The sequence below is a fragment of the Mucilaginibacter sp. 21P genome, from assembly GCF_019331605.1.
Lineage (GTDB): Bacteria > Bacteroidota > Bacteroidia > Sphingobacteriales > Sphingobacteriaceae > Mucilaginibacter > Mucilaginibacter achroorhodeus.
On record NZ_CP063061.1, the window covers coordinates 3,671,636 to 3,692,461 of the forward strand.

The following is a 20,826-nucleotide window of genomic DNA, read 5'->3' on the forward strand; positions in this document are numbered from 1 at the left end:
ATATGAAGTTTCCGAACCGTACATAGCTGCTCTTGTCCTTAAGGGAGATTGTTTCGTTCCTCGAAATGACGCGTGAGAAAGCCTTTCCAATGTTGAGTAACTATATCTTCTCCGTAAGATGTTTCCAGTATCGTTTGGGGATATGCCTCACATGCAGCTTGGTGTTTTTGCGCGAAGCGATGTTAACGCTCTTGAAATAATTTTTCCAAAGGTTTTGGTACATGCCTTCATCTTCAGTATAAGCGGCGACTATGTCTGTATGGCGATTGTTTTCGGTAAAATCAAGCGTTATAAATTGTGTATCATGCAGATCGTAATAAATACCATACTTACGTCGAAGGTCATAGATCATCCACTTCATATCGGCGTAACGGCTTCTAAAATGTTTTATTAGTAATGGCAACACATTAAAATCCGGCTCAATAGCAGCGTAGAAAGATCCGTCGCGCAGTTTTTGAAAACGAATAAAGGCTTCCATACGATGTTTTTCGCGCCTTACCATACGCACCATTTCTGATACCCGCATCACGTATCTATTTCCGTAATCTTCTTCTATGTTTTCATCCGTATCAATCGCGTAACGAATAAAGCCAAGCAAATTATTATCCTCTCCGGCCATTTCAGCTAAATGCGCTGCATATAAACGTTGAACGCCAAGGGTTGATAACTTAAGCTTAAGGGCTTTAAGCACACGGGCCGCGCGATTTTCGTCAGTAATAACCTGCATCTTTTCGTCAAATAGTGCCCCCTCTAACCCCTCACCCTGATGCAATCTAACTACATTCAGTTTATGTGCATAAACATCAAAAACTGCTGTTAACAATCCTTCAAAAGTACCGTCGTAAATAAGCGTGGTCATTAAAATAGGTTAAGCTGGGTGTGAACATTTTTGATGTATTTGCTGTGCGATGTAGCCAGAATAAATTGTTTGATGGCGTTACCGGTTAAGTCCCGGCGCTCAAACTCCTTGCTTTGGCAGGTAATAAAATACTTAGCCCGATTAACACTTACGCCCATTCTTTTCAAATGTTCCCAGTTCAGTTTTCCGAACTTGCGCGCGCTCACGATCTTCTGAGCAGATAATACGCCAATGCCCGGTACACGCAATATCATTTTGAGGTCGGCGCGATTGACATCTATCGGAAATTCATGCATATTCCTGATGGCCCAACTTAATTTAGGATCAATGTCCAAATCAAGGTGCGGCTGATGATTGTTAACAATTTCGCTTACATGAAAGCCATAATTGCGCATCAGCCAATCTGCCTGGTAAAGCCTGTTCTCGCGTACCATGGGTACGCTGGTATTAAGTGCAGGTAATCGGCTATCTTCCAATACAGGCACATAACCTGAATAGTAAACCCGTTTTAGCTTAAAGTTCTTATAAAAATAATTAGCAGAGTGCAGTATTTGGTTGTCATCTTCAGGCGTTGCACCAATAATTACTTGAGTGCTTTGCCCGGCAGGCGCAAATACTGGCGCTTTCTTAAACAGCTTTTTCTCTTCGGTATGTTTAATTATGGCGTTTTTAAGATAACCCATCGGCTTTATCATTTCCAGATGACTCTTATCGGGTGCCAGCAACTTTAAACCGGCCTCTGTAGGCATTTCCAAATTAACGCTTAATCTGTCGGCATAAAGCCCCGCCTCGTTCATCAGTTCGTCACTGGCACCAGGTATAGATTTAAGGTGGATATAACCATGAAAGTTATGCTCCAACCTTAGTTTCTTCGCCACGCGCACCAAACGCTCCATGGTAAAATCAGCATCTTTAAAAATACCTGAACTTAGAAATAAACCTTCGATGTAATTACGCCTATAAAAATTAATGGTAAGGTCTACCACTTCCTGAACGGTAAACGCAGCACGTTTTATATCGTTACTCTTCCGAGAAACGCAATACGCACAATCAAAAATGCAATGATTGGTGAGCAGGATCTTCAAGAGTGAAACGCAACGGCCATCCTCCGTGTAGGAATGGCAAATACCGTTACTGGCATTGCCAAGGCCCTTATTTTCGTTTTTACGCTTGCTGCCGCTGCTCGAGCACGATACATCATACTTAGCTGCATCAGCTAAAATATTCAGTTTTTCGGTTATCCTGTCTGCATCCATATCAAACCAAAAATACTAATATTTTTAGCATTATTAAAAAGAAATATTATTAATCTTTTTAGGAGTATAGCGTTACCGATGGTATGATGTTGGTTACGCATCTATAAATTGTACGATTATGAAAACTGCAGAAAAAAACGATAAGCAAAAAGCGGAAGACGAAAGGACCTACAAAGAATTTAAGGATGTTGTTAACATGAGCGCCTCGGCACTCGAAAAGTGGCTAAAAAGCGATGAGTCAAAAAAGGTTGGATGGGACAGCGGCGACGGCGAATCTATTGGTCATAAATCCGGTGAAAGGATAATAGATATACTGCACAAAAAGAAAAGTGAGCTAACGGCGGCCGATTATAAACACATGGCCAAGGTGCACAGTTATATTTCTCGACATTTAGCTCAAAAGCCAAAGGATGCAATAGATTCTAATTGGGATTACTCGCTGAAAAATTGGGGCCATGATTTTTCTAAAAAGTAAAGCTCAATATTTTGAGCTTTACTATATTTAGGCAAACATTATCTATATGCCCGATTTAGATCCCGGCTTTTGCCAGCACCTGCAAGCTATCAGCGAAATAAAATTAAGCGACGAACACGTTTGCGTAGAATGCATAAAACAAGGTACTACCTGGTTTCATTTACGTACCTGTCAAACTTGCGGGGTTACACGCTGCTGCGATCAATCGCCGGAACAACACATGACCAAGCATTACAATGCCAGCAGTCACCCTGTTATTGCCTCTGCGCAACCCGGTGAGCGTTGGCTTTGGTGCTATCCGGATGAACAATTTGCAGAATATTGATTTTATTCTGAAGCTTCCTCGCCTTTTTCGCCAAGCTCCACTATATCGCCTTGCTTAAACAAAATGGCTTCGAGTGTTTTACGCCAAACAGGTTTTTTACGTAGCAAAAATTCCAGGTCCATACCAAAATGCTTAAATTCTTCGTGCTGAGCGTTTTGCATAATGGCTTTGGCTTGTTCATCTGTTTCAACAGATATACGTTGCTCGTACCAGTTAATGGCTTCAGCCTCTTCGCCTAATGATACGATCATGCGGGCGAAAGTGCGTGTTTCTGCAGAAAGTTCTTCTGGTGGTTCGTGATATTGGTCAAATCCCATGGCGTTTATATTTTTAGTATAAAAGCAATGCTATGAGATTTTGTTTTTTAATTTACATCGCCTTTAAGCGCTTGCTCAAGCGTGTAGGGTTTATAACTAACACCAAGGCGTTTAGCATTTTCCTCAACAGTTTGCGGGAAGCCTGCAGCTTTTCGGCGTTCGTTCACATTAGCCGCATCTTGTATAGGCCACACATACATTTTAAACTCAAGCTTGCCGGTTTGCTTGTTAGTTAAGCGCATGCCCTTAACCTGCGTACCCAAAATTTGTTCTTTATTGTTATACATCAACGAACGGTCTTTCATCATAGCATATAAATAGAACGGCAATTCCTTTTCGTTTGCAGCTTTTTCTACAATGGGAAGATACTTGTCTATTACCGTTGAATGCTGCAAAACAAAAAAAGCAGCCTCATTAGTTGGTTCACCTACAAGCGACTTTCCCGGATAACCATATTGCGCTATGATTGCTTGTACCCTTTTTGTGTTTGATGAATCGGTATTATCAGATATTTTATTTATCTGTGAAAAAAAATCTCCATCCTTAAGATTTAATGCCTTCTTTATGGAATCTATCTGTTTGTTAGTAAACTTCTCTGACATCATTGCCCGATAATGTTGATCAAGTGCATACAAACTGTCGAGCTGATGTCTGAGGGGAAGATTGATCTTACGCTGTGCTTTAACTTGAATAAAACACAGCGTAAGAATTATAAAGAAGAATACTTTGCGGTTCATAGCAGGTTTACTATTTACGTAAAACTACAAACCGAACTTTGCATTAGGAAATTAGAAAACTTCGTTAATGCTCATCTCGCGCAATTCTTTGGGCTCGTTAGGGCGGCCATTCTTAAATGCCTGGCGTGGTTTTAATCCTAATAGTTCAAACATGAACATGTCCTCATCAAATGTAGGGTTTGGTGTGGTTAGCAATTTCTCACCTGCAAATATCGAGTTGGCTCCCGCCATAAAGCATAAGGCCTGTTCAACCGTACTCATTTCGGTACGGCCAGCTGATAACCTCACCACCGTTTTAGGCATAATGATACGCGTTGTGGCGATCATCCTAACCATATCCCAAACAGACACGCGGGGTTGCTCTGCCAGTGGCGTTCCTTTAACAGGTACCAATGCGTTAATAGGTACTGATTCTGGGTGTTTAGGCAGATTTGAAAGCGTTTTAAGCATCGAGATCCTATCAGCTGTAGTTTCACCCAAACCAATGATACCACCGCTGCACACAGATATTTTCGCTTTGCGAACGTGCTCAAGTGTGGTTAAACGCTCATCATAGGTACGGGTAGTAATAATACGTTTATAATCATCCTCAGAGGTATCCAGGTTGTGGTTGTAAGCATATAAACCGGCATCAGCCAGGCGTTGTGCCTGGTTTTCGGTAAGCATACCCAGGGTGCAGCAAACTTCCATATCCAATTCGTTTACAGCTGTAACCATATCCAACACTTTGTCAAAATCACGGTTATCGCGTACCTCGCGCCATGCAGCGCCCATACATAACCTTGATGCACCACCTTCTTTAGCACGCTTTGCAGCAGCTATTACCTCTTCTTTAGGCATTAAGGCATGCACATCAACACCGGTACTATAACGTGCTGCCTGGGGGCAATAAGCACAATCCTCGGGACAACCGCCTGTTTTTATAGAGATCAGCGAACTGATCTGCACTTCTGCATAGTCTTTATTTTCGCGATGAATAGTAGCTGCGCGGTAAATTAAATCCAATAAAGGTGAGTGGTATATTTTTGAGATCTCTTCCTGGGTCCAGTCGTATCTTACTTCAGTCATATGTGTGATTACGTTAACAGTAATAAAAGCGTGGCTTAACAATGCAAATATTCAAAGATTATTTTCTATTTCAACAAATGCAAATCACTTTAATGATATTGATTTGAAAATCAAGCTACAATAAAAGTTTGCTCGCCAACCATAAGGGTAGCAAAAATCCTATACAATCTGTAAAAGTAGTAATGATGATGGACGATGCCACTGCCGGGTCTATGCCCAGCCGTTTTAATATGAGCGGGATGCCTGCGCCTGTTAAACCTGCCACAATGAGATTACCAGTCATAGCCAGGAAAAGCACCAAACCGAGCATTGGGTTTTTATCATACAGCAAAGCAAACAACAATACGATCAGTCCATTGGCCATACCGTTGATCAAGCCCACTGAAATTTCCTTAATCACCGTGCGATAAGTTTGCCTGTCTGTAAGGTCACTTAATGAGATACGCCTTACTGTAACCGCCAGTGCTTGCGTTGCAGCGTTACCGCCCATACCACCAATAATGGTTACGTAGGCAACTATAATGGGCAACTCCTCTTCTACGTGCGTAAACTGCCTGATAACCGCCGCAGCCAGAAATGCTGTGCCCAGGTTAATAACGAGCCAGGGCAAACGGCTCTTTACTGCATCTTTCCAGTTACCGCTCAGTTCCTCATCTTCAGATACACCGGAAATCTTCAAGATATCCTCTGTGTTCTCCTCCTCCATTACGTCGATTATGTCATCAACCATAATGCGGCCCAGCAGTTTCATATGGTCGTCAACAACGGGGATACTGGTGAGGTTATATTGAGATATCAATTTAGCAACTTCTTCCTGGTCAAGATCAGCTTTTACAAACACCGGATCGTGCTGGTATATATCACGGATCTTAACCTCACTACGCGCTTTGATGATATCTTTGATGGAAACAATACCTTGCAATATCTTGTCATCATTCACCACGTAAATGGTATAAAACTCCTCCATCTCTTCAGACTGGCGGATGATCTCGTCTAAAGCATCTTTCTTGTCGGAGTTGATGTTGACGCAGATAACCTGCGAGTTCATTAAACCACCCGCAGTATCTTCATCGTAGTTTAACAGTGCACGAATGCTGATAGCATCTTCCTGATCGATCTCCTGTAGGATTTCCTGCTGATCCTCCTCGTCCATCTGGCTGATGATGTCGGTAGCCACATGGTAATCCAGTTCCTCAACAATTTCGGTGCGCTTCTCGGGGTCAAGATTTACCAGTAAGTCCTCGGGATGGCTTTCTTCGTCCATCTCGGTAATAACTTCTGATGCTTCTTCGGCAGGCAGGATGTTGATGATACGTTCGCGGGCTTCGTGCGGCAGGCGCTCAAATAAAATAGCGATCTCTGAGGCATGGTAGTCCTTCAGAACCAACTCTAATTCAGCATCATCACCCTCAAGCGCGGTTTTGATGCGGAGCAGATCTGATTTATCTATCTCAAATGATTGCATATGCAGGCAATTTAGGCATTTTTAAGCAAAAAATGAGCCTGCAAAGCGTGTAGTTTCAGGAAGAATTTAGCAAAATATCAGCCGCTGTAATCGTATCTGACATTAGCGCCGGTAAGCTTATTGAGCTTACTCATTACAACTTCTACCTGTGTTTTACGAACGGAGAATTGGATAGTGCAATTTAATTCCGAGCGTTGCTCTAAAACCTGTAGCTGTTCATCTTTAATGATGCGCATTACATCATTCATTTGCGGATAATCAAAGCTTATGGTGTAAATATCGTTAATGGTTTTCTCAATAACCCTTACTTCGGCAAGTGCCATTTCCGTTGCCGTTTTATAGGCGTTTATTAAGCCCGGCACACCCAATAGCGTACCTCCAAAATAGCGCACAACGACCACCAGTGTATTGGTAATATCTTTAGATAGCAGTGTATTTAATATCGGTCTTCCTGCTGTACCGGACGGTTCGCCATCATCATTAACGCGGAATACAGAGCGATCTATACTAAGCCTGATAGCCCAGCAATGATGATTTGCCTTTGGATGCTCTGCCTTTAGTTTTGCGACTATGGGCTTAATATCGCTATCGCTGCTAACCGGGTAAGCATAAGCCAAAAATTTGCTGCCCCTATCGCGAAAAATAGCTTCGACAGGTTCGGAAATTGTTTTGTAAGTATCTTGAAAAAGCATTTACCAGTGCATAATATTCACCGTAGTGATCATAATAATTGAGATGATGGCAAGTGCCAAACCTAACTTGTTGAGCTTGCTGAGCCGCTCATGGAATACTACTAAACCCACCAGGGCGCCAACCGAAATTACCCCAATGTTCATTGCAGAAAACACAAGCGAAGGGCTTGTTGACAAGGCTTTATGCGCTTTTAAATAAAATAAAATGTTACCAAAATTGGCTACTCCCAATATTAACCCAAACATAATGTGCGCCCAATGTATACGTGTTTTACCTGAAATAACTTTTACTGCAAGGCTTATGAGCGCAATAACAAAAGACAAAGCATATATGAAAAATAAAGAAGTGGTATAGGGCACAGCCGTAAAAGCTGCAACTTTCTTAAACAGGATATCAATGGCACCGAAGCCAATGAAAACGCATATCAGGTATAGCCATGCATTACTTAAAACCTTGCGGTTAGCCGTTTGCTTTTGCCATGGAATAGAGCACAATATTGCTGCAAAACCTACTGAAAAACAAGCTAATCTTGCAAGGTTAAACTGATCACCAAATAGCAGGAAAGCTGCAAAAAGTGATATAAATAACGAAAGCCGCTGCGCAACATCCGTACGCACTATGCCGGCAAGTCGTACTGATTTGGCCATTATCCAGAATATCAGCGGCAATAAAATACCAACGGCAATATATACGCCAAGCGGTGCTTGCTTTATTTCAAAAGTGCCGAAATTGGGTTTAAAGAAAAACCATGTAAGTAGGATAGCCATCCCGTAGTTCCAGGTTATGGCCTGAAAAACGTCAATGCTGTAGCGCCGTGCAACTTTTAATAGCACCGATACAATTACACTGCAGCAAACGCTTAGGAAAACGTATAACATTAAATAAGCTTTTAAGGTTGATTGGTAAATATCTGTAAAATATCACTGCCAATTGTTTGGCTACCTTCATTTTTACCGCTTAAGCGTGGCGCTGGTATCCCTGCACGTAAAGTGGCCTGGCCGGTGAAGATCCTTGCTTCGTCCCACAACCCGGCATCGATAAAATGCTGCAATGTTTTTGCACCACCCTCTATGATAACCGATTGTATATCCTGCAGATATAACTGGTACATGATGTATTGTGGTACATAATTGTCAAAATCTTCCAGCTGAATGTATTTGATATTATCATCAACATCAAACTTTTCTGCGTTGAAAACAAGCGTTTCTACTGTTTTATCAAAGACATTAAAAGTCTTATCAAGTTGCAATTGCCGGTCAATGACCACCCGCCTGGGCGAACGGCCTTCTGCATAGCGCACATTCAATTGCGGGTTATCCGCTAAAACAGTGTTTTTGCCCACCAATATGGCATCTTCTTCCGCGCGCCACTGATGAACCAGTTTACGGCTTTCGACGCCTGTTATCCAAAATTGTGAACCGTCCGCCGGGGCAAAAAAGCCGTTGGCTGTTTGCGCCCATTTAAGAATGATGTAAGGGCGGTGCTTTTGCACCCGTGAAAAAAATCTCCGGTTTAACCAACGGCATTCTTGTTCCAAAACCCCGGTAGTTACACCCAGCGCGGCAGCCAGTAACTTTTCAATGCCCTTGCCATCTACCTGCGAAAAAGGATCGCGGCACCCAACAACCACGCGCGGTATCTGATGTTTAATGATCAAATCAGCACAGGGTGGGGTTTTACCGTAATGTGCACAGGGCTCAAGTGATACGTAAATGGTAGCCTCTTGTAGTAATTGCGCGGCATCGGTATAGCGATCGATCACCATGTTAACGGCGTTTACCTCGGCATGGGCTTCGCCATATTTGCGGTGATAGCCCTCACCTATTATCCTGTCGTTATGAACGATCACAGCGCCAACCATCGGATTCGGACTTACGTAACCTGCTCCTAATGCCGCCAGCTCTAAACAACGCTGCATGTATATTACTGCTGATGCCATTGTGCAAAAGTAGCTTTTATGTTACTTTGTTGCATGAAAACTATTAAGGATGCCGTATTATCCTTCAAAAATCAACTGAATGATCTCTACGGTCCTCAAGAGGCAGAGGCGATTGCAATGCTGGTGCTACAGGAGCTCACTGGCATGTCTCGTGCGAAGCTAAAGGCATTTGAGGATGATGACCTGCCGTCGGAAACAGTAGATAAATTACCGCAAATATTGCAGGAGCTCTCAACCGGCAAACCTGTTCAGTACATTTTGGGAAGTACTGAATTTTATGGACTCCAATTTTTGGTAAATGCTGCAACGCTAATTCCCCGACCGGAAACGGAAGAATTGGTTGCGTGGATATTGGAAAGTCAAAAGTTAAAAGTGCAAGATCAAAGATCTTTGCAAATTTTGGACATCGGTACAGGCACCGGTTGTATCGCTATTACTTTGAGTAAAAATATTACTAATGCCCATGTGAGCGCTGTAGATATTTCGATGGAGGCTCTAAGGACAGCAGAAAGAAACGCCATGATCAACGAGGCAAAAGTTGATTTCCATAACGTGGATATTTTGGACAAAAACAATTATCAGGTAATTGATAACAGATATGATATTATTGTCAGCAATCCTCCTTACGTTACGCCGGCAGACAAATTGAAGATGCATGCCAATGTTACTGATTTCGAACCTCACACGGCCTTGTTTGTACCGGAAGAAGAACCACTAAAATTTTATATCGCTATAGCCGATTTTGCTAATACACAACTGGATAAAGATGGCCTGCTGTTCTTTGAGATCAATGAAGCCTTCGGAAAAGAAACCAGCGAGATGTTAATTGCGAAAGGTTTTGATAAGATTGAACTTCGGCAAGATATGAGCGGCCGAGACAGGATGATCAAAGCCCTTAAAGCATAGCCTCTAAAAATAGAAGAGCCCGGAAATTCCGGGCTCTTCTATTTTTTTGTTTAATTATACCTTCAGGCGTTTTGGATTGAATTATTCCAATCATTCGCTGTGCTTTTTACTTTGGATTTTGCATCATCGTAACCGTTTTCGGCATAGCTTTGAGCTTTATCTTTAGCATCTTCATAGGCGTCTTTTGCATCGCCCACTACACCGTTAAATTTTTTTTTAACGTTATCAACAACATTGCTGCTGTAATCTTTAACATTTTCGGCAGTGTGTTGCGCTTTGTCCTTGGCTTTATTTACAAGGTCGTTTACGTAATCAGCAATGTCGCCGCGTAAATCCTCACCTTTTTCCGGAGCCAATAATAAACCTAAAGCGGCGCCCGCTGCAGCACCAACTAATAATGCTGCTATTACTTTTGCTTGATCTTTCATAATTGTTACGTTTTGTTGTAGACGATTTTGTACTTAAGTAACAAATACCATACCGCTGTGTTTATATAATTACAAAATTAACGCTTGCATAAAGTCTGCATTTACTGCTGTCCACACAAAATCAATAGAATGGTTGTTGCCTTAAGCAATGAATTGGAGCAATTTTATAGCGGATATGCAGGACCTTCATTTTAGAAAGGTCTTCTTCCTGGTAGTGTTTATAGCAGCGGGTATTTTGCTTTTATTAAAATACCGTTTTTTACGTCATTTTGATCGGCGTGAAAACCTTGTACATCGTATACTAAGGCGTACACTTGACGTTTTAATTCTACTTGTTTTTGCACTGATTGCTATATCATCAGTAGCATTTTGGATAAGCGGTAACAACTGATATAAAACAAGAACATCCGCCCTTTTGGAGCGGATGTTCTTTTGGTAATCTTAGTTATATGATGATATAATTAAACTACTTTTACGTTAACGGCATTTAAGCCTTTGCGACCATTTTCAACGTCGTATTCAACTTTATCGTTTTCACGAATTTCGTCGATAAGGCCTGTTGAATGAACAAAAATCTCTTGGCCACCATCTTGTGGTACGATAAAACCAAAACCTTTTGTTTCGTTGAAAAATTTAACTGTTCCTTGTTTTTGCATTATAATATTTATTAAAGTGCGCAAGGTATGCATAATAATCGGGATTACAACTATTTCATGTAATAGCTTATCAGCTGTACAACAATGTACATTAAGCTACTACAGATAGTTGCCTGCCTCCTAAGGTATTTTCAGAATCTTTAACAATGGTTTTGATCTTCTCGTCGAGCTCATTAATGGTCACTTCCATCAGGTCGAAATAATCAAAATTGATCTTTTCCATCTTGATAAGGTCCATAATACCCAATAAAGAAGCAACAGGACGACGCAGTTCGTGTGATTGAATAAGGGCTATTCTTCTTAATGCTTCGTTTTGAACGTTTATGTAAGCCTCCTGCCTTTTATGACGTGTTATATCTGCTGAACTTAGCGCAACACCTATAATATCACCATTATTATTTTTTACAGGGATAAAAGTGGTTATCTTCCAGCATGCATTGATAGTTCCTGCCATCATCATCCATTCCCGTTTTATCGCACGCCCCGATAAAGCCATTTTAAAACATTTTTTAAACTGACTCAATATATCGGTATCGGTGTAATCTAATATGTTATCCCGATATGCCAGGGTGTGCTTATAATTCTGTTTAACAAAATTTTCGGCTGATTTATTGAAAGCGATGACCTCAAAGTTGCTGTCAACCAACAGGTGCATATCGGTAGAACTGTCAAATATAGCCTTCAGCTTTATCTCAGATTCGCTTATAGCGAGTATTTGGGCCTGCTCTATCTCATGTTTATGTTCAAGAGTTTTTAAGCTCCAGTTCAGTTCCATCAGGTGTACTACCTGTTTTGCCATTACCAGTAACGTAGTTTTTTGGTGCTCAGTTAATACACGCGGCTTGGTATCAATTATACAAAGGCTGCCCACCGCAAATCCGTCTTTAGTGATTAATGGTGCACCGGCATAAAAGCGCACGAAGGGGGCCCCTGTAACAAGTGGGTTACTTTTAAAATGTTCGCTTAAATGAGTGTCAGCTATAACGTTAAGTCCGGTATGTTTAATAGTATCGTTACAGAATGCCACCTGCCTGTCTGTACAAGTAAGGTCGGTTCCTACAAAGGCTTTAAACCATTGGGTGTCTTCATCAAGCAGGGTCACGAGGGCAACCGGCGCGTCACATATTACGGCCACAAGATTTACAAGTTCGTTCAGGTCGGTAGTTATATTAGCGTCGAGCTGTTTAAATCTTTCAACAGCTTTAAGCCTTTCTTCCTCCGTATAATTCATGCAGTTAGGTATTGCTGTTTACATAGTGCAAATTGCACCTATTATACATTAAATGCCTTTAAATGTTTGTTATACCAATTTGTGGTGCAACACATTCATACAACTTTATACATAAAAATTTTAGCTAACGTTGGCTTCAAGCCTAAGATTTTCGAAATTTTTTTAACAAAAACGACAACCTAAAGGAATATCACGTTTACGCAGGTTAATATATTGCTTGACTGTAAAAATCAGAGTAATGTAACTTTTTAGTGATAATCACCTAAAAACGTTACAACAATAGAAACAAGGCGCAAAATTATTCAGAGTAAACGCTTTCCACTTTATCGCGAAGATTATAATTTGAGGCCATCACTTCGCCATAAGCACCTGCCGTACGTATAGCGATCAGATCGCCACGGAAAGATTGCGGCAGATCTACATCTTTTCTGAAACAATCCGTGCTTTCGCAAATAGGGCCAACAACGTCGTATTTTGTCGGCGAAGAGTATGCAGCATTACCAGAAATATCTTCGGCCCCTTCGCTCCTCGCTCCCTCTCCTCTACTCACATTTTCTATCTCATGATAAGCCTGGTATAGCATAGGGCGCATCAGCTCGGTCATACCGGCATCAAGGATTAGAAAGTTTTTCTTTTGACCGTTCTTCACATAAAGCACTCTGGAGATCAGCGACGAAGACTGTGCTACCAATGCACGGCCTAATTCAAAATGCACTTCCTGACCAGGTTTAACATTCAGGAACTTGCTGAATACCTCGAAATAGCTTGCAAAGTCCGGTATGTTTGTATCAGGATTATAATAGTCGACCCCTAAACCGCCGCCCGCGTTCAAAACCTTTATCGGGAAACCTCGGTCTTCAAACCACTCGGCTATTTCGTTGATACGTGTGCAAAGATTTCTGAATACTTCCATATCCGTTATTTGTGACCCGACATGGAAGTGTATGCCTAAGAATTTGATGTTCTTAAGGTTGCGTAATGCTTCGGCAACATCGTTTAATTGCCAGGTATTTATACCGAACTTATTTTCGTCAAGACCGGTAGTTATAAAATGATGCGTATGCGCATCAACATTGGGGTTAATGCGGATAGCAACGCTTGCAACTTTTCCTTTGGTCTGTGCAAGCTCATTGATGATCTCCAATTCCTGAACGGACTCTACATTGAAACAAAAAATATCGGCCTCTAAAGCGTAATTGATCTCTTTGTCAGATTTACCAACACCGGCAAAAACAACTTTGCCTTTATTAAAACCATGTTCAATGGCAGCTTTAACTTCGTTGCCGCTAACGCAATCCGCACCAAAGCCGTATGATTGCACCATATCAACCACCTTACTATTAAAATTTGCCTTCATGGCGTAATGCACATGGAAATCGTATTTCGCTGAAGCATCGCGACAAGCATCAAGCGTATTTTTTAACACGCCAAGGTCGTAATAGTAAAAGGGTGTTTCGATATTGTTGAAACGCTGAATGGTATTATTGTTGAACATGATTGTAAGTCAAAATTAAAAAGTCAAAAATACAAATGACTTCCCCGTAATGAGTGCTTAAAACAACCTGCTGTGCAGACTTCTTAAAACCTCTGTTTTTTGTTCTGTTTTAACCAGCAATGATAGGTTATGATCGCTGCCGCCATATGATATCATTCGCACAGGAACATGCTTAATGGCATCAAGTACCCTCGCTGCGTACCCGTTCTTTTCAGCAGCAAAATCGCCTACCACACAAATTATAGTGTGGTTTACATCGACTTCAACAGTACCGAATTTACCCAGTTCTTTATTGATCTCATCCAAATAAGTAATGTCATCTATTGTTAATGATACTGCCACTTCTGATGTGGTGATCATATCTATCGACGTACGATAACGCTCAAATACCTCAAATACCCGGCGTAGGAAACCGTGGGCCAGCAACATTCTGCTGCTTTGTATCTTAATAGCCGTAATACCATCTTTCGCCGCTATGGATTTTATTTTGTCCTTTTCGCTGGTATTGGTAATTAAAGTACCGGCAGCCTGCGGATCCATGGTATTAAGTAAACGAACGGGAATCTTGTATTTCTGTGCCGGAAAAACGCTTTGAGGGTGCAATATCTTGGCACCAAAGTAAGCAAGCTCGGCAGCCTCATCAAACGAAAGCTGCGCAATAGGTTTTGTATTGTTAACTATCCGCGGATCATTGTTATGCATACCGTCGATGTCCGTCCATATCTGCACTTCCTCTGCATGGATACCTGCACCGATGAGTGACGCAGTGTAATCGCTGCCGCCGCGACGAAGGTTATCTATTTCGCCAAATGCATTACGGCAAATAAAGCCCTGCGTTATAAAAAGATTCACATCCGCATGCTTATCCAGCATAGGCTGTAAATGCGTGGTGATATGGTCAACCACCGGCTCATTATCCTCATCTATACGCATAAAATCAAGTGCCGGTAATAGCACTGATGGCACACCGATTTCTTTAAGGTAGATATGGTACAGCGTGGTAGATAGCAGTTCGCCCTGCGCCAGGATAATTTTATCTTCAATAGATGTAAACAGATCATTAGCAAAGCCGCTTAACAAACCAAAGTGATGATAGATAACCTCCTTCGCTTGCCCCTGATACTCCGGGTTACTGAAAAGTTGTTTTACTACAGCTTCATATTGCTGTTTTAAAGCAGCTATCAGCGAAGCTGCTTTGGCCTTGTCAGAGGTGAGGTATGCCTGCCCTATCTCAACCAGGCTATTAGTAGTGCCAGACATGGCCGATAGCACTACAATTTGCCGTTCATTCGGGTTTATAATATCCAGCAGTTTTTGCATACGGGCGGCACTACCGACCGATGTTCCGCCAAATTTTAAAACTTTCATTGTTTATTTCCGTTTACCACAAATGATTGATATTCTTGTATCAATATTTGAGGCGCTAAAAATAGGATTTTAAACCACTTATCTTCTTAAAATGATTAAAATAAAATTCGGAACGGATGGCTGGAGAGCTATCATTGCCGACGACTTTACCTTGGAAAACGTTAAACGCGTAGCTTATGCTACTGCGCTGTGGCTTAAAGACAATTTTGAAAATCCATCGGCCCTGGTTGGCTGTGATCCCCGCTTTGCGGGCCCTATGTTTGCCGATGCAACTACTTGTGTACTGGCATCGCAAGGTATAAAGGTACACCGTGCCGAAAACCTTTTTGTTTCAACCCCGATGATCTCTTTGGGTACAGTACGTACCGGTTCATCGGCGGGTATAATCATTACTGCCAGCCATAACCCGCCTGCTTATAACGGTTATAAAATTAAAGCGTTTTATGGCGGCCCTGCTACACCGGATGATATTGAAAAAGTAGAAAGCCAGATACCTGATACCATTGACCTGCAATTAAAAACCGTTGCAGATTATGTTACTGAAGGGCTTGTTGAATATATCAACCTGGAGGATATGTATGTTGAGCATGCAGAAAAAAGCTTTGATATAGCTGCAATTCGCGATAGCGGATTACAATGGGCTTATGATGCCATGTACGGTGCAGGCCAAAACGTAATGCGCCGCTTGTTCCCGGATATTACCTTCCTGCATGCAGATTACAATCCAGGTTTTGATGGCCAGGCACCTGAACCTATCCAACGTAACCTGCAAGAGTTTGAGCAACTGATCAAATTATCGGAAGGCGAAATTGCATCGGGTTTGGTTACCGATGGTGATGCAGACCGTATTGGTTTGTATGATGCTGATGGCAACTTTGTAGATTCGCACCACATTCTTTTGTTGCTAATTCACTACATGTACAAAGTGAAGGGCGAACGCGGCGAAGTTTACTCAACCTTCTCTTGTACGAGCAAAATACAGAAATTGTGTGATGCTTACGGCCTTAACAATACCGTTACCAAAATCGGTTTCAAATACATCTGCGACCTTATCGTAAACTCAGGCAAACAATTTATGGTTGGTGGTGAAGAGTCTGGTGGTATTGCTGTTAACGGCCATATCCCGGAACGCGACGGCGTTTGGATAGGTTTGATGATATGGGAGTTTATGGCAAAAAGCGGCCGTTCGCTTAAAGAACTTGTTCAGGAGATCTATGATGTTGTTGGCAAATTTGCTGTTGAGCGTTATGACCTTCACGTTACCGAAGAAAAGAAACAAGAGATCATTAGCAATTGCAAAAGCGGTAAATACCAATCCTTTGGTAACCTTAAAGTTGATCGTACTGAAGACCTGGATGGCTTCAAATTCTTCTTTGAGAATGAAAGCTGGGTAATGGTACGCCCATCTGGTACCGAGCCTGTATTACGTGTTTACGCCGAGGCACCAACTACTGCCGAATCATTTAAAATATTAGATACTGTAAAAGCTGATCTTTTGAAATAAAAATCAGAATTTACAGTATCTAAGAATTCATAGAACAAGAAAAGGCTTGCCTCGGCAGGCCTTTTCTATTTAACTTCTTGGATGATATTCAGTGATAACGCTTTTAAGATACTGCCTGTCCAGGTGGGCGTAGATCTCGGTGGTTGTGATGCTTTCGTGGCCCAGCATCTCCTGCACTGCACGTAGGTCGGCGCCGCCTTCAACCAAGTGCGTGGCAAACGAATGCCTGAAGGTATGCGGACTTATGGTTTTCTTTAACCCTATTTTCTCTGCCAGTTCCTTAATAAGTAGAAACACATAAACTCGCGTAAGCCTTTTACCCCTTCTATTTAGGAAAACAATATGCTCCTCTCCTTTCTGTACCGGGGTGTGCACACGTATCTGTTCTATCCATATCTGCAACGCTTTTATGGCTTGCCTTGCAATAGGCACCAACCGCTCTTTGCTGCCTTTGCCTTTTACTTTAATAAACTCATCGTCAGCATGCAGGGAGAGATTAGATAAACGCAGTTCCGTTAACTCTGATACCCGCAAACCGCAGGCATATAAAACTTCCAGCATGGCTTTATTACGGCCGCCTTCAGGTTTTGAGAGATCGATAGCTGTTATCATGCTTTGGATATCATCGTAACTCAGCGTATCCGGCAGTTTGCGCACGATGCGCGGCATCTCCAATAGTTCCGAAGGGTCACTTTGGATAACATCATCAAGCAACAAAAATTTATAAAAAGATTTAATGCCTGATAGGATACGCGCCTGCGACGTAGCGGTCATTCCTAATTCACTTATCCAATTGATAAAATCTCGCAGGTTTTGAAGCGTAAATTTATCAGGTTGCAGACCAGTCAATTCGGCATCAGCAAACTGGCGCAGTTTCTCGATATCGCGTGTGTAGGCCTCGATGGAGTTGCCTGCAAGCGACCTCTCCAGCTTTAGATAGGTCTTAAATCCTTTTATTGCCGATGCCCAATCCAAATTATTTTAGTTTTGATGCTTTATAGCTAAGTTTGAAAACAAATGAATATACAAATAATCAACGGGCCAAACTTAAACCTGCTTGGCGTACGCGAGAAATCCATTTACGGCAGTGCCGATTTTGAAAGCTACTTAGCCGAATTAAAAGCAAATTTTCCTGATGTTAATATCAGCTACTTTCAAAGTAACGTTGAGGGCGAAATTATAAATAAACTGCATGAAGTTGGCTTTAATTTTGATGGCATAGTGCTTAACGCAGGTGCCTACACCCACACCTCCATCGCTATCGCTGATGCCATTGCAGCCATTAATACACCCGTGATTGAAGTGCATATATCAAACGTTTACAAACGCGAAGAGTTTCGTCACCATTCTATGCTGGCCGCAAGTTGCAAGGGTGTTATTGCCGGTTTTGGAATGCACTCTTACAGGTTAGGAATTGAAAGTTTGCTACTGAAATATTAATCCGGTGAGGTGTTCACGTTCACGCACGTGAACACCGTGAACATTCGTGAACGCTCGTGAACACCTTACTACACGTTAATAGCGCTAAGCCTTTAACTTTTGACTTTCTCCGCTTCAAGCTCGGTAAACTTGTGCTTTTTATCAAAAAAGAAATCCCAAACAATACTTCGGTAATACATGCCGGTCTGGCTCTTACCCCATGCAACTTTAGACTTTTGACTTTTAACATTTGACTTAAACAACTGCCTGACAAAGTTTTGATGCGCCCGACTTACCGCCCAGGCATCTTTGCGTTTACCTTCCATCATAAAACGCACCAGGGCAAGGAGGTCCATCCAAAAACGCAGATTGATCACCCAAAAGGCACGCCATGCAGGCAGATTATTCTTTAACAGCAACAGGTTATTACGGAAATTAAGGTAAGTTTTAAACGGGTTTTCGGAATTAAGCGTGCCGCCACCTACATGGTATACGGTTGATTCGGCGCAGTACATCACCTTATACCCCATGTTTTTTAAGCGCCAGCAAAGGTCTATCTCTTCCATATGCGCAAAAAAGCTTTCGTCGAAACCACCGGCTTCGTCCCAATACTTTTTCTTTACAAACATGGCCGCACCTGTAGCCCAAAAAACCTCGCAAGTATTATCGTATTGCCCTTTATCTTCTTCTATCTCATAAAAAATTCGGCCTCTACAAAACGGATAACCAAATTTATCTATAAAGCCACCAGCGGCACCGGCATGCTCAAAATGCGTTTTTTGATGATATGCCAATATCTTCGGCGCAGCAGCAGCAATAGCATCATCACTTTCCATTAAGGCTATAACCGGTTCTATCCATCCGGGCTGTACCTCTACGTCGGAGTTCAGCAAAATGTAATAGTCAGCCTCAACCTGCGCCAATACCCGGTTATAACCACCTGTAAAGCCATAGTTCTCTTTATTCTCAATGATGCGTATCTGCGGGTACATACCCTGCAAAAATGCTACAGACCCATCGGTTGAGGCGTTATCGCCAACAACGATATCCAGGTTAGGCCAGGTAGATGCAAGCACATAGGGCAAAAAATCGCGGAGGAATTTGATGCCGTTCCAGTTCAATATCACCACGGCAACTTTGGGGGTGTTCATCATAAGTTCAGGTCCTCCGGCTTGTATTTCCACCGGCGATGGCTCCACAGCCAGTATTGCGGTTTTTCCTGTATTAATTTATCTAAGTATTGTACGTGCGCTTCGGTAATTTCGTGTCCCTCAGTTTTCTTAGGCTCTTCAATCAAAGGTACCAGGGTGTAGGTATAATAGCCCCGTTTAACCCTATCTATGCGGTAAAATAGTACAACCGCATCAAGTAGTTTGGCTAATTTCTCGATCCCTAAAAAAACCGCAGTTGGCTGGTTCAAAAACGTAGTGAAATAATTTATCTCGTGCATATTAGGCGTTTGGTCGCTCACCAGAACGCTAAAACTCAACTCATTTTTAATGGCGATCATCGTCCGCAACGTTTGCTTCATAGACACAAGTATGGCCCCGAAACGTGCGCGCACTTTGTTAAACAGATCGTCGAACTGCGGATTTTTAAGCGGCTTATAAACTATCACCCTTTTCTCTTTGGTAAGCAAACCAAATGCAAGTGCGGCCATTTCCCAATTGCAGTAATGCCCGGCGGCGGCTATAATGCTTCGGCCCCGGCTAAAGTAATGTTCTACCATCTCCGGGTTAGTAGGCTTCATGCGCTTGCGTAATTGGGCCTCACTAACCGTTATCATCTTAACGGTTTCAACCATCAGGTCTGCAAGGTAGTGGTAGTACTGTTTTTCAATTTTTCTGCGTTCGGCCTCACTCCTCTCCGGGAACGCGTTCTTCAGGTTCTCGCGTACCACGGGCACGCGATACTTCACCAGGCTATACAAAACAAGGTAAATAACATCGGCAATGGCATAAAGCAGCCAAAAGGGCAATAGCGAGATAAGGTATAAAAAAAATATACCCGCACCCGAAGCCGCTTTTCTTAACATTTTTACCAATTTTGCCACAAACATAAAAAATATATATGATTGCCAACGGTGCTGTTTTACCGATGTTTTACCTGCCCCCGGTTGAGTATTTTACAAAGCTGAATGCCTTTAAGCCTGATGTGGTTTTTGATGTGGAAGAACATTTTCCAAAACAAACCTATCGTAACAGGGCCAACATTTACTCGCCAGATGGTTTGTTAAGCCTGGTAGTGCCCGTAGTAAAGGGATCAAAAAACCACACCAAAACTAAAGATGTTAAGATAAGCTACGATTTTAGATGGCAGCGTTTACACTGGATGAGCCTGCAGGCATGCTACCGCCGCTCTGCTTACTTTGAATATTATGAGGCCGATTTTGCTCCTTTCTACGAAAAACGTTACGATTACCTTTTAGATTATAACCGCGAACTGTTTGAGCTGCTGCTTCGCCTCACCAAGAATAAACTGGAGGTCAGTTTTACCGATACGTACGAGACCGAATATCCCGGCCTGACGGATCTGCGGAATGCTTTTAACGCAAAAGCAACCCTCGCCACAGAACAAAAGCAATACTTTCAGGTTTTTGAAGAGCGGAACGGCTTTTTGCCCAACCTCAGCATTGTAGACCTGCTGTTTAACCAGGGCCCGCAGGCTGCAAACTACTTGTAAGCA

Annotated in this window: 23 protein-coding genes; 6 read left to right on the plus strand and 17 right to left on the minus strand. The window is 42.2% G+C overall.

Features of this window, described 5'->3' with window-relative positions:
* Positions 1–100: 100 nt before the first annotated feature.
* Together INP83_RS16395 and INP83_RS16400 are read right to left on the minus strand one after the other, a co-directional pair.
* A complete protein-coding gene (locus INP83_RS16395) occupies positions 101–859 on the minus strand; it encodes a TIGR03915 family putative DNA repair protein (protein WP_219125109.1) in 759 nt (252 codons plus the stop codon).
* Complete coding sequence (locus INP83_RS16400; RefSeq protein ID WP_219125110.1) at positions 859–2,115, minus strand: putative DNA modification/repair radical SAM protein; 1,257 nt, start codon at positions 2,113–2,115, stop codon at positions 859–861. The genes INP83_RS16395 and INP83_RS16400 overlap by 1 nt, the downstream gene beginning before the upstream one ends.
* Before the next feature lie 118 nt (positions 2,116–2,233).
* On the opposite strand from INP83_RS16400, the gene INP83_RS16405 reads away from it, so the two are divergent.
* Entirely contained in the window at positions 2,234–2,590 is a 357-nt protein-coding gene (locus INP83_RS16405; RefSeq protein ID WP_219125111.1) for a DUF3140 domain-containing protein, read from the plus strand.
* Positions 2,591–2,636: 46 nt separating this feature from the next.
* Positions 2,637–2,915: a UBP-type zinc finger domain-containing protein gene (locus tag INP83_RS16410; protein WP_219125112.1), complete on the plus strand. Its 279-nt coding sequence runs from the start codon at positions 2,637–2,639 to the stop codon at positions 2,913–2,915.
* Between the two features lie 2 nt (positions 2,916–2,917).
* On the opposite strand, the gene INP83_RS16415 is transcribed toward INP83_RS16410, so the two are convergent.
* From INP83_RS16415 to ribD, 7 genes are all read right to left on the minus strand, one after another.
* The gene (locus tag INP83_RS16415) at positions 2,918–3,232 is read right to left on the minus strand and encodes a hypothetical protein (RefSeq protein ID WP_146269637.1); all 315 of its coding nucleotides are present in this window, start codon (positions 3,230–3,232) and stop codon (positions 2,918–2,920) included.
* Between the two features lie 47 nt (positions 3,233–3,279).
* The gene (locus INP83_RS16420) at positions 3,280–3,969 is read right to left on the minus strand and encodes a DUF6624 domain-containing protein (protein ID WP_219125113.1); all 690 of its coding nucleotides are present in this window, start codon (positions 3,967–3,969) and stop codon (positions 3,280–3,282) included.
* A 51-nt stretch (positions 3,970–4,020) separates the two neighbouring features.
* Positions 4,021–5,037 (minus strand): biotin synthase BioB, encoded by a 1,017-nt coding sequence (gene bioB / locus INP83_RS16425; RefSeq protein WP_219125114.1) that lies wholly within the window; start codon positions 5,035–5,037, stop codon positions 4,021–4,023.
* 115 nt (positions 5,038–5,152) lie between these two features.
* On the minus strand, positions 5,153–6,502 hold the full coding sequence (gene mgtE / locus INP83_RS16430) for a magnesium transporter (RefSeq protein ID WP_219125115.1): 1,350 nt from the start codon (positions 6,500–6,502) through the stop codon (positions 5,153–5,155).
* Positions 6,503–6,579: 77 nt separating this feature from the next.
* The gene (locus INP83_RS16435; protein WP_219125116.1) at positions 6,580–7,194 is read right to left on the minus strand and encodes a YigZ family protein; all 615 of its coding nucleotides are present in this window, start codon (positions 7,192–7,194) and stop codon (positions 6,580–6,582) included.
* Positions 7,195–8,073 (minus strand): DMT family transporter, encoded by an 879-nt coding sequence (locus INP83_RS16440; protein ID WP_219125117.1) that lies wholly within the window; start codon positions 8,071–8,073, stop codon positions 7,195–7,197.
* 11 nt (positions 8,074–8,084) lie between these two features.
* On the minus strand, positions 8,085–9,134 hold the full coding sequence (gene ribD, locus INP83_RS16445; protein WP_219125118.1) for a bifunctional diaminohydroxyphosphoribosylaminopyrimidine deaminase/5-amino-6-(5-phosphoribosylamino)uracil reductase RibD: 1,050 nt from the start codon (positions 9,132–9,134) through the stop codon (positions 8,085–8,087).
* A 33-nt stretch (positions 9,135–9,167) separates the two neighbouring features.
* Between ribD and prmC the strand changes: the two genes are divergently transcribed.
* On the plus strand, positions 9,168–10,040 hold the full coding sequence (gene prmC / locus INP83_RS16450) for a peptide chain release factor N(5)-glutamine methyltransferase (protein ID WP_219125119.1): 873 nt from the start codon (positions 9,168–9,170) through the stop codon (positions 10,038–10,040).
* A 62-nt stretch (positions 10,041–10,102) separates the two neighbouring features.
* Here the strand turns inward: prmC and INP83_RS16455 are convergent, their stop codons facing one another.
* The 5 genes from INP83_RS16455 to INP83_RS16475 all read right to left on the minus strand — a co-directional run bounded on the left by INP83_RS16455 (position 10,103) and on the right by INP83_RS16475 (position 15,218).
* Entirely contained in the window at positions 10,103–10,468 is a 366-nt protein-coding gene (locus INP83_RS16455) for a YtxH domain-containing protein (protein ID WP_146269645.1), read from the minus strand.
* 461 nt (positions 10,469–10,929) lie between these two features.
* Positions 10,930–11,124 carry a cold-shock protein gene (locus tag INP83_RS16460; protein ID WP_146269647.1) on the minus strand — a complete coding sequence of 65 codons (195 nt, stop codon included), beginning with the start codon at positions 11,122–11,124 and terminating at the stop codon, positions 10,930–10,932.
* Positions 11,125–11,215: 91 nt separating this feature from the next.
* On the minus strand, positions 11,216–12,355 hold the full coding sequence (locus INP83_RS16465; protein WP_219125120.1) for a GAF domain-containing protein: 1,140 nt from the start codon (positions 12,353–12,355) through the stop codon (positions 11,216–11,218).
* Between the two features lie 298 nt (positions 12,356–12,653).
* The gene (gene lysA, locus INP83_RS16470) at positions 12,654–13,850 is read right to left on the minus strand and encodes a diaminopimelate decarboxylase (protein WP_219125121.1); all 1,197 of its coding nucleotides are present in this window, start codon (positions 13,848–13,850) and stop codon (positions 12,654–12,656) included.
* Positions 13,851–13,907: 57 nt separating this feature from the next.
* Positions 13,908–15,218, minus strand: coding sequence for an aspartate kinase (locus INP83_RS16475; protein WP_219125122.1), 1,311 nt, complete (start codon positions 15,216–15,218; stop codon positions 13,908–13,910).
* A 91-nt stretch (positions 15,219–15,309) separates the two neighbouring features.
* Between INP83_RS16475 and INP83_RS16480 the strand changes: the two genes are divergently transcribed.
* A complete protein-coding gene (locus INP83_RS16480) occupies positions 15,310–16,722 on the plus strand; it encodes a phosphoglucomutase/phosphomannomutase family protein (protein ID WP_146269651.1) in 1,413 nt (470 codons plus the stop codon).
* Between the two features lie 69 nt (positions 16,723–16,791).
* Here the strand turns inward: INP83_RS16480 and xerD are convergent, their stop codons facing one another.
* Positions 16,792–17,697, minus strand: coding sequence for a site-specific tyrosine recombinase XerD (xerD, locus tag INP83_RS16485; RefSeq protein ID WP_219125123.1), 906 nt, complete (start codon positions 17,695–17,697; stop codon positions 16,792–16,794).
* Positions 17,698–17,739: 42 nt separating this feature from the next.
* Here xerD and aroQ point away from each other — a divergent pair, with 42 nt between their 5' ends.
* On the plus strand, positions 17,740–18,162 hold the full coding sequence (gene aroQ, locus INP83_RS16490) for a type II 3-dehydroquinate dehydratase (RefSeq protein WP_219125124.1): 423 nt from the start codon (positions 17,740–17,742) through the stop codon (positions 18,160–18,162).
* A 92-nt stretch (positions 18,163–18,254) separates the two neighbouring features.
* Here the strand turns inward: aroQ and INP83_RS16495 are convergent, their stop codons facing one another.
* Together INP83_RS16495 and INP83_RS16500 are read right to left on the minus strand one after the other, a co-directional pair.
* Positions 18,255–19,295: a glycosyltransferase family 2 protein gene (locus INP83_RS16495; protein ID WP_370630574.1), complete on the minus strand. Its 1,041-nt coding sequence runs from the start codon at positions 19,293–19,295 to the stop codon at positions 18,255–18,257.
* A complete protein-coding gene (locus INP83_RS16500) occupies positions 19,292–20,176 on the minus strand; it encodes a lysophospholipid acyltransferase family protein (protein ID WP_219125125.1) in 885 nt (294 codons plus the stop codon). Before INP83_RS16500 ends, INP83_RS16495 begins: the two co-directional genes overlap by 4 nt.
* A 35-nt stretch (positions 20,177–20,211) precedes the next feature.
* Here INP83_RS16500 and INP83_RS16505 point away from each other — a divergent pair, with 35 nt between their 5' ends.
* Positions 20,212–20,823 (plus strand): WbqC family protein, encoded by a 612-nt coding sequence (locus tag INP83_RS16505; RefSeq protein ID WP_219125126.1) that lies wholly within the window; start codon positions 20,212–20,214, stop codon positions 20,821–20,823.
* The last annotated feature ends 3 nt before the right edge of the window (positions 20,824–20,826 follow it).